At 33.5% G+C, this 8,037-nt stretch carries 7 protein-coding genes and 1 riboswitch; of the genes, 4 read left to right on the forward strand and 3 right to left on the reverse strand.

Annotated elements, in window-relative coordinates; translation table 11 throughout:
* Window positions 1-132 precede the first annotated feature (132 nt).
* The 4 genes from seqA to KO502_RS00550 all read left to right on the forward strand — a co-directional run bounded on the left by seqA (window position 133) and on the right by KO502_RS00550 (window position 4,227).
* Entirely contained in the window at window positions 133-723 is a 591-nt protein-coding gene (gene seqA / locus KO502_RS00535; RefSeq protein WP_216020606.1) for a replication initiation negative regulator SeqA, read from the forward strand.
* A gap of 634 nt (window positions 724-1,357) precedes the next feature.
* The gene (locus tag KO502_RS00540) at window positions 1,358-1,987 is read left to right on the forward strand and encodes a TetR/AcrR family transcriptional regulator (protein ID WP_216020607.1); all 630 of its coding nucleotides are present in this window, start codon (window positions 1,358-1,360) and stop codon (window positions 1,985-1,987) included.
* 116 nt (window positions 1,988-2,103) lie between these two features.
* Complete coding sequence (locus tag KO502_RS00545; RefSeq protein WP_216020608.1) at window positions 2,104-3,456, forward strand: DEAD/DEAH box helicase; 1,353 nt, start codon at window positions 2,104-2,106, stop codon at window positions 3,454-3,456.
* An 18-nt stretch (window positions 3,457-3,474) separates the two neighbouring features.
* Window positions 3,475-4,227 carry a hypothetical protein gene (locus KO502_RS00550; protein ID WP_216020609.1) on the forward strand — a complete coding sequence of 251 codons (753 nt, stop codon included), beginning with the start codon at window positions 3,475-3,477 and terminating at the stop codon, window positions 4,225-4,227.
* Window positions 4,228-4,266: 39 nt separating this feature from the next.
* Here the strand turns inward: KO502_RS00550 and KO502_RS00555 are convergent, their stop codons facing one another.
* From KO502_RS00555 to KO502_RS00565, 3 genes are all read right to left on the reverse strand, one after another.
* Entirely contained in the window at window positions 4,267-5,184 is a 918-nt protein-coding gene (locus KO502_RS00555) for a GGDEF domain-containing protein (RefSeq protein ID WP_216020610.1), read from the reverse strand.
* 386 nt (window positions 5,185-5,570) lie between these two features.
* On the reverse strand, window positions 5,571-6,722 hold the full coding sequence (locus KO502_RS00560) for a patatin-like phospholipase family protein (protein WP_216020611.1): 1,152 nt from the start codon (window positions 6,720-6,722) through the stop codon (window positions 5,571-5,573).
* Between the two features lie 219 nt (window positions 6,723-6,941).
* Window positions 6,942-7,298, reverse strand: coding sequence for a DUF3718 domain-containing protein (locus KO502_RS00565; protein WP_216020612.1), 357 nt, complete (start codon window positions 7,296-7,298; stop codon window positions 6,942-6,944).
* Window positions 7,299-7,355: 57 nt separating this feature from the next.
* Window positions 7,356-7,445: riboswitch (cyclic di-GMP riboswitch) on the reverse strand.
* Between the last annotated feature and the right edge of the window lie 592 nt (window positions 7,446-8,037).

The raw sequence follows: 8,037 nt of genomic DNA on the forward strand, positions 1-8,037 counted from the left end.
AATCAAATTGGTATTAGTATAAATAAGTTCAATATAAGGGCATTTACCTATATACTCTGCCGCCATATTCTGCTGTAAATTATTTAGCTCGCTAAGTTTTTGTTAAGTTTTTTTTTAAGTTAAAGGGTAATAATGAAAAACATCGAAATAGACGAAGATCTTTATCAATACATTGCCACCAATACACAATTTATTGGTGAAAGTGCTTCTGCCATTTTACGTCGTTTACTAAATTTTGATTTAACAACCAGTGTCAAAGTAGACAAAGATAATGAGTTAAAAGAAAGTGATGTTGAGAATAATACGCCTGAGCTTACAGATACCAACGAAGTTGTTGATAAGGTAAGCGAAGCTAATTCGATAAATAAAGTTAGTACAAACTCTAATGAAACGGTTTTTAACTTTATTAATAAAGAAGAATTAGCGATGCAACGTGGTGCTGTTGGTCGTTTTTTATTAATTCTTGCTGGTTTATACCGTGCTCATCCTGAACAGTTTAGTGTAGTAACAGAAATTAGTGGTCGTGACCGTTTATATTTTGCTGATAGCGAAAACAAATTAGCCGAAAGTGGTAGCAGCACAAAGCCTCGTCAAATACCTGATAGTCCTTTTTGGGTTATTACTAATTCTAATACTACTCGTAAAAAAATGATGTTAACTAAGGCCTCTATTTCTTTAGGTTATAATGATGATGATGTAGAAAAGATTAGAGAGTTACTGTAACTTTTTAAACATTACTGCGATTGTGTTGATTGAGGAAATTGCTTTTGCAATGTTCTTCAATCAGCTTTAAAGTGAAATTAACCTTTAATAAAAGTAATTTTTAATATAAGTATTTCTCTTCTTGTTAACTTCTTTATTATAAACCTTATCAATATCTTATTTATATAAATTAATAACTTCCCTCTCCTTTTTTAAATATATCCCTCGCTTATTTCAATTACCGACTCCCACTTCTTCTTATTAGATTATCCATTCCATCTTTAAATTTTAGTCAAAAAAAAGCTCATTCAAAATGAATGAGCGAAAACAACATAAAACAAACATAAAACACAAGGGGTAAACCGTATCAAACGGCATAATAAAAGTTACAACTAATAGCTATAACTCTGCCGGTTTGAAACTGAATTAATAATAAAGCTTTAGATTGTTTTTTACTGTATAGGTAACGTAATAATTTGTAACTTTACAAATTGACCTTTAAGAATAAACACGCTGCAATATAAACGAAGTAGCTTGATAATGACTGCTAATAATTGACCTATTTATAAAAAACACGTAGTTTTAAGGTGTCCTTTAAGTATTAATTATCAGAATTAAAGACTTAATAAACCAAGTAAATCATTAGAAGTAATCTATGAGCACTAAACATAAAATATTAGATGTTGCCGATGTACTTTTTGCAAATAAAGGTTTTAATGGCACTTCATTAAGAGAAATTACTAGTCAAGCTAATGTTAATTTAGCTGCGGTTAATTATCATTTTGGCTCTAAAAAAGAATTAATTAAAGCAGTAATGTCTCGTTATATGGATGAATTATCCCCTCAATTAGAATCTGCTCTTTCTCTACTTTGTGAAAGCACTAAGCAGCCATCTTTAAATGACGTTTTTTCTGCCTTTACTCAACCATTAATCGATTTAAATTGTTTTAAAGAAAACGGCACTAGCACCTTTTTACAGTTATTAGGTCGTGGTTATACCGATAGTCAAGGTTTTTTACGCTGGTTTTTAACAACGCAATACCCAAATGTTTTCACTCTTTTCACGAATGCGGTAAAAAGGGCTTATCCAGAGTTAAATACAGAGGAAATGTTCTGGCGCTTGCATTTTACTATGGGAACTATAGTTTTTACTATGTCCTCAAGTGAAGCATTAATTGATATTGCGCAAAACGATTTTGATAAAACACTCGATATTGAAGATGTTATTGCACGGGTTATTCCTTATGTTGCCGCAGGTGTTGCTGCCCCTATTATCAAAGAATAAAATTAGCGTTCAATTAATTAATAGTAGTTCTGCTTTTAATAGTTATTTGTATTATAATCCGCCCCAATAATGCTACTTTCAGCATGTAATAAGTTTATTTAGGGTTCAGGTGATATATGAGTGTTGATGCAATTGGCTTGTCAGCCGATTTATTAAAAGCGGTTAAAGCGTGTGGTTATAAAAATTTAACTCCAATTCAACAAGAAGCTATTCCTGTGATTCGCCAAGGCACCGATCTTTTAGCGAGCGCACAAACAGGTACCGGTAAAACAGCGGCTTTTAGCTTACCTATATTAGATGCCATTGCGAAAGCGAATCATGCATCTAATAGTGCTAATAAAGCTGATGATGGTAAAAGTGCTTCTGGACAAGCTATTCGTGCATTAATCTTGACACCTACTCGTGAACTTGCCAATCAAGTGGCTGATAACATTAAACAATACAGTCAATATTTACCAATAAAAAGTGGTGTAGTTTATGGTGGCGGTAAAATGGCATCACAAACAAACATGTTAAAACAAGGTCTGGATGTTTTAGTTGCGACTCCTGGTCGTTTACTTGAACATTTAAATTTACGCAATGTTGATCTTTCTCAGGTGAAATTTTTAGTACTAGATGAAGCTGACCGTATGTTAGATATGGGCTTTTTATCTGATATTGAAAAATTATTAATGGCAGTAAAGCATAAACACCAAACCATTATGTTTTCGGCAACGTTTTCAGAACGTGTTAAGTCGTTAGCAAATCAATTATTAAAATCACCTAAAACTATTAGTATTTCTAAACAAAACACTACATCAGGCAAAATAAAACAAGCAGTTTATTGGGTAAGTGAAGAGCGTAAGCGTGAATTACTTTCTGAAATAATTGGTGTTAATAATTGGAAACAAGTGCTTGTTTTTGCGGGTACTAAAGAAAGCGCTAATATTTTAGCAAAAGAATTAAAGTTAGATGGTATTAAAGCGGCTTTGTGTCATGGAGATAAAACACAAGGTGCAAGAAATAAAGCATTAGAGCAGTTTAGTGAAGGTAACGTGCGCGTATTAGTGGCTACTGATGTTGCAGCACGCGGTCTTGATATTCCAGATCTTGCTTATGTTGTTAACTTTCACCTACCTTTTTTACCAGAAGATTATGTGCATCGTGTAGGTAGAACTGGCCGTGCTGGTAAGTCAGGTACGGCGATATCGTTAGTTAGCCCTAAAGATGAACGTTTCTTAGAAAATATTGAACAACTTATTGAACGTAAGTTTGAGCGTATTGTAGCTCCGGGGTATGAGTTTAATCGTCAAGAATTTGATGCTTACCAAGAAGCAACAGTTAAACGCGATAGTAAAAATAGATATCGTGCTACACAAGAAAAAAACCAAAATTTGGCAAAGAAAGATGTAAAAAGCAAAGCGCAAAATAAAAACAAAGCCACACGCAGCAGTGGTAAGTACAACAATAAGATCCAAAAGAAACGTTAAATTTAAGATCTAATCCAAATGACGACCACAAAACCATCAGCAAAATTAACAACACAAGGGGTTGTTAATACAGAAACGCCTTTTGATAAAAGGCATTGTTGCTGGTTTTGTGGCGAGCCCAGTCATGTTAACTTTATTTTTCCACCACAACCTGCAACCGTTTCTGAGCAGAAAACAAAGTATTTATTGCTTAGCTGCTCCCATCTTACTATTTCTGTTCCTTGTTGTGGTGAATGTCAAAAACTGGCAGCTAAAGCACAAGTAAATAATATTTGGGCAGTTAAAGACTTTGTAAAAAAACAGTTGTTAAAAATATATGCTAAACACCTAGCTATTGGCGTTAATTGGAGCAAAGAAGAATTGTCATCTAGTGAATTTGAAGGTGGTAATTTTGAAAGCTTTGCGAAAAGTGCATGGTTTGTTTATGAAGTAGCAAAGGGCAGGGTTAGTTATACTGGTTGGCCATTAGTCGCTAATGGCGTGGTACTTGATGACTCTGTTTGTGAAGAAGAACAATCTGAGGCTATTTTTCATTTTGATGGTGTTGCGTATCCGACAGTCAGTGCTGCTATTGAACATTATGGTGATATATTTTTATTAGATCGGGGGTATGTAAGTGCGGTTTTACAGTATATGGCTAATGGTAATATTACTGAAAAGTCGTTCGCGCAAACAATTCGTTTTTGTCGGTTATTAGTAAATGCCACACCGAAAGAGCGGAAAATGGCATTTTTAACATTAATTAATTCAGACGATAAACATACACTGTAAATGATGAACGTCTGATCATACCTGATGATAGTTAAGGTATTACACTACTGATAATCGGGCAGAGCCTTGCATTTTTTTTCGGTATAGTAGTTGGTCTGCACGTTCGAAAAAGCTTACTTCGTTATCAGCTCTGCTCATAAATGTTGAACCTATACTACAAGACAATTGATATTGACTTAATAAGGGATTGTTCTTTAAGATCGCTTCAATTCTATTTTCAATAATAATTAATGCTGAGTCGGTAGAGTTTTCTACAATAATAGCAAACTCATCACCACCAAACCTAAAAATGCTATCAGACTCACGCGTACATTGGCGGAGAACATCAGCGAACTCTTTTAATACAAGATCGCCAGTTACATGACCAAAACTATCATTAATCGCTTTAAATTTATTTAGGTCACCTAGTACTAAACCAACCAAACTGTGATGCCTATTGGCATTATGCATAGCACGTTTTAATTGCTCATCAAAATAACGTCTATTACCAAGACCTGTTAGTCCATCTTGCATAGCAAGTTGAACGGCATCATGATACGCGATAGCATTTTTTATTGGGTAAAGTAAACAATGATGAAGTTGTTCTAAGACTTTAAAATTGGTTAGACTTATTGGGCTATTAATACCGTAAGTTAAGGTACCAACAAAATCATCCCCCATTCTTAATTCAAAACAACGTTCTTTCTTGGCTTTTCTACTACCACGCAATGTTTTATTTAAGTGAGGACTTTTAAAATATAATCCAGAGAAGTCGATATAACGAGCTGCTTCTATTGAAAATATATTTAATAACTGATCTAACTCTAGTGTTGTTTGTAATTCGCTCATAAAGGCAACTTTTTGACGTTTATCAAAAAGTGATTGGGTGAAACTTTCAGCAACATGCGCATCCGTGCTTAATGTATTATAAGTATTCAATGGTGAGAATCTATTATCAAGTACGTTTAGTGTTTGCATACAACAACCTCATTATCTAACCTTTTACCAAAAAAATTCAAATAGTGTTTGAAAGCGCACAAATATTTGACGGTAAATGTATCTGATATGAATAAAGCAAAATATATACCATTATGAATTGTAATATAACCTTTAAACTTGGCTCTAATTGTATCTGCATAATACTGAGCTTAAGTAATTGTAATTAAAGTTTTTTATATTTTTTATAAGAAATGGACTGTTTAATTTTACTTACTGAAAAGGAATCAGTACTACTATTATAGCGGCAACTAATTGCCGCTATAATAGTGGCTAAAAACTTCTTAGTTTTATAAACGGCCATTTTAATAAGGCTATTGAGAGAGGGGAAGACTTGAATTTAACTATTAAGTTAAATTGAAATACTTTTATAAATCTAGAAAATATCTAATAGATTGCTCTTTTTCCATCGCGTCATCAAAACCTAACTTTATTAATTCGGAACAAAAATTTTTATCAAACAGCAAGTAACTCAGGATACTGGATTCTGAGTCGTTGCCTATACCAGCACTACGTAAAAGAAACCGTATAGTTAAAGGTAATTGATAATAATATTTTGCAGCAATAGCATTAAAATCATGGCTAGGGTTGATGGCAAAACTATCAATATGTTTTAAACCAGCATCTTCTTTTCTATCTTGAGCTGGAATTAATTTAAGTGTGCTGTTAATACGCTGCATACGTTCAAGATCACTATGCATAGTGTCAGCAAAGATAGAGTCCAATAAGTGACCAGCAATAGTTGCCGAACTTGGTGGATGCGAGATATTCTCTGCAGGATATAAAAACTGTTTAGGTTGGTCGACACCGATAACAAAGATTTTTTTTGCGCCTAAATGAATCGCGGGGCTCAAAGGTGATAATTGATGGACTGAGCCATCACCAAAATGTTGGTTTCTAATGTTTACAGAAGGAAATACCATAGGAATAGCTGCACTTGCCATCAAGTGTTCCGTATTTAGTTGGCATAATTCACCGCGTCTTTTTGCTCTTGTCCAAGGTAATGCTAAACCATTCGATTGATAAAAACTTATAGAATCACCGTTACTATAACTGGATGCAGTAACAGATACTGCCGATAAATAGCCACGGGCAATATTGTGATCTATACGGTTAAAATCGAGCATTTGGTTGAGTAATACCCTTAAAGGAGCATTGTTAAGTAAGCTCCGTGCTTTTTTATTTGCATAATCAGCTTGAAACGTTGCCAGCATAGCTTGACCGATATGACTAAAAGCGTGAATAGGATCGCTATAATAAACACTAGAGATATTAAAGTTTTTCCAAGCCCACTCTAGCTTTTTTACACCTAAGTTAAAACATGATGCGTAACAAGCTAATGCTGTTGTATTAATAGCTCCAGCAGAAGTACCAGAAAGAATAGGAAAAGGTATTCCATGATTTCTCGGAATGAACTTAGCTATTGCTGATAACACTCCAACTTGATAGGCAGCTCTTGCACCACCGCCTGTAAGTACAAGTGCATTTTTACTATTTAGGTAACTTCTTTTTAATGTCATAAATAATAATTAGGGAGCGATAAGTTTGAATAATATTGATTATAAATCAATTATATGAATTAAGCGTAAGTACTTTATATACAGTTTGCCAGGAGTGAATATTATTTCGTGTGTATTTAGGAGTGTATTTAGGAGTGTATTTATAAGGTAATAAGGGGCCATCAAAGCCTACTAAAATTTAAGTAGACTTTGATGGGAGAAGTAATAATTGAAGTAGACCTAATTTATGCGCTCGTTAGCGGCATCAAATAATGGTTTTGAAGTTTTCTCTAGTGTAGGTAAGTTTTCTGCAACAACATCTTTAGGTAATTTAGAAATGATTAATTGACCAATATTTAGTGAACCAGAAGTTGCTGAGAACTCTAATATATTTTGAGCGTTACAACGCAGTTCACTAAAGATATGGCGAATTTTAAGTTTATTTTGTTTTAAAAATGAACGTAGACGTTTTTTATTATCACTTGCTACATATTCACAAATACTTGTGCCAAGATCTGCGGCTTTTACTTCAAAGACTGTCATAGAAGACGTAAATATTAAAACACAAATGGTTGATACTATTAATACTCTTTTCATTTAATAACCTTATTATTATTGAATCAATAAAAGAAAACCCCCGGGTGTCCTGTTAATGGAGGTGACTCCGTTGTCGTAGGAATATACTATTCCTTTTGACCGATGGTTTTGTAAAGTACACTTTCATGTACTTTGCATTTTCTTTATTGTTAATAAGTATTAAGCAAGAGTAACAAAAGTGCAAGTGAAGTGAGAAACAAAGGTTTATTAAGGCGTGTTGAACTTTGGAAATAGTTTTTACAGCAGTTTGATTGGTCTTACTTATCACTTTTATAAAATTAATTAGCTCGCAACTAAAATTATTTAATACCAATTAAAGATAAACGTTGTTTTTACGCTCTATATGTTTTGTATTTAATCAATTAAACAAAATTATGATTAAAAAATTAAAATAATGCTTGATCAAAGTCTAATGATCTCTATAATGCGCTCCAGTTCCAAGGGGTTCACAATGAATGAATCGCGAAGGGCTTGTTTTAATAAGTTATCTATTCGCTTTAAGCACTAAATAACTTAAGTTGATGTGTCGTTTCAAAGCCTTTTAAATTAATTTAAAAAACTTTCAAATAAAACGTTGACATTAAAACACGGAAGCGTATGATACGCATCCTGCTTCGGGGCAGCAGCAACGAGCAAGCTATTTAAACTTAGGTTTAACTGGTAACGGTAATGAGCGAATGCGACTCTTACCTAACATTCAATCGAATGTTTTTCTTTAAAAATTAGTTATCATGCAATT

Source organism: Colwellia sp. E2M01, from assembly GCF_018860585.1.
GTDB lineage: Bacteria > Pseudomonadota > Gammaproteobacteria > Enterobacterales > Alteromonadaceae > Colwellia.

Coding starts and splice junctions, on each gene's coding strand:
- seqA (WP_216020606.1), top strand. CDS start 133: ATGAAAAACATCGAAATAGACGAAGATCTTTATCAATACATTGCCACC.
- KO502_RS00540 (WP_216020607.1), top strand. CDS start 1,358: ATGAGCACTAAACATAAAATATTAGATGTTGCCGATGTACTTTTTGCA.
- KO502_RS00545 (WP_216020608.1), top strand. CDS start 2,104: ATGAGTGTTGATGCAATTGGCTTGTCAGCCGATTTATTAAAAGCGGTT.
- KO502_RS00550 (WP_216020609.1), top strand. CDS start 3,475: ATGACGACCACAAAACCATCAGCAAAATTAACAACACAAGGGGTTGTT.
- KO502_RS00555 (WP_216020610.1), bottom strand. CDS start 5,184: ATGCAAACACTAAACGTACTTGATAATAGATTCTCACCATTGAATACT.
- KO502_RS00560 (WP_216020611.1), bottom strand. CDS start 6,722: ATGACATTAAAAAGAAGTTACCTAAATAGTAAAAATGCACTTGTACTT.
- KO502_RS00565 (WP_216020612.1), bottom strand. CDS start 7,298: ATGAAAAGAGTATTAATAGTATCAACCATTTGTGTTTTAATATTTACG.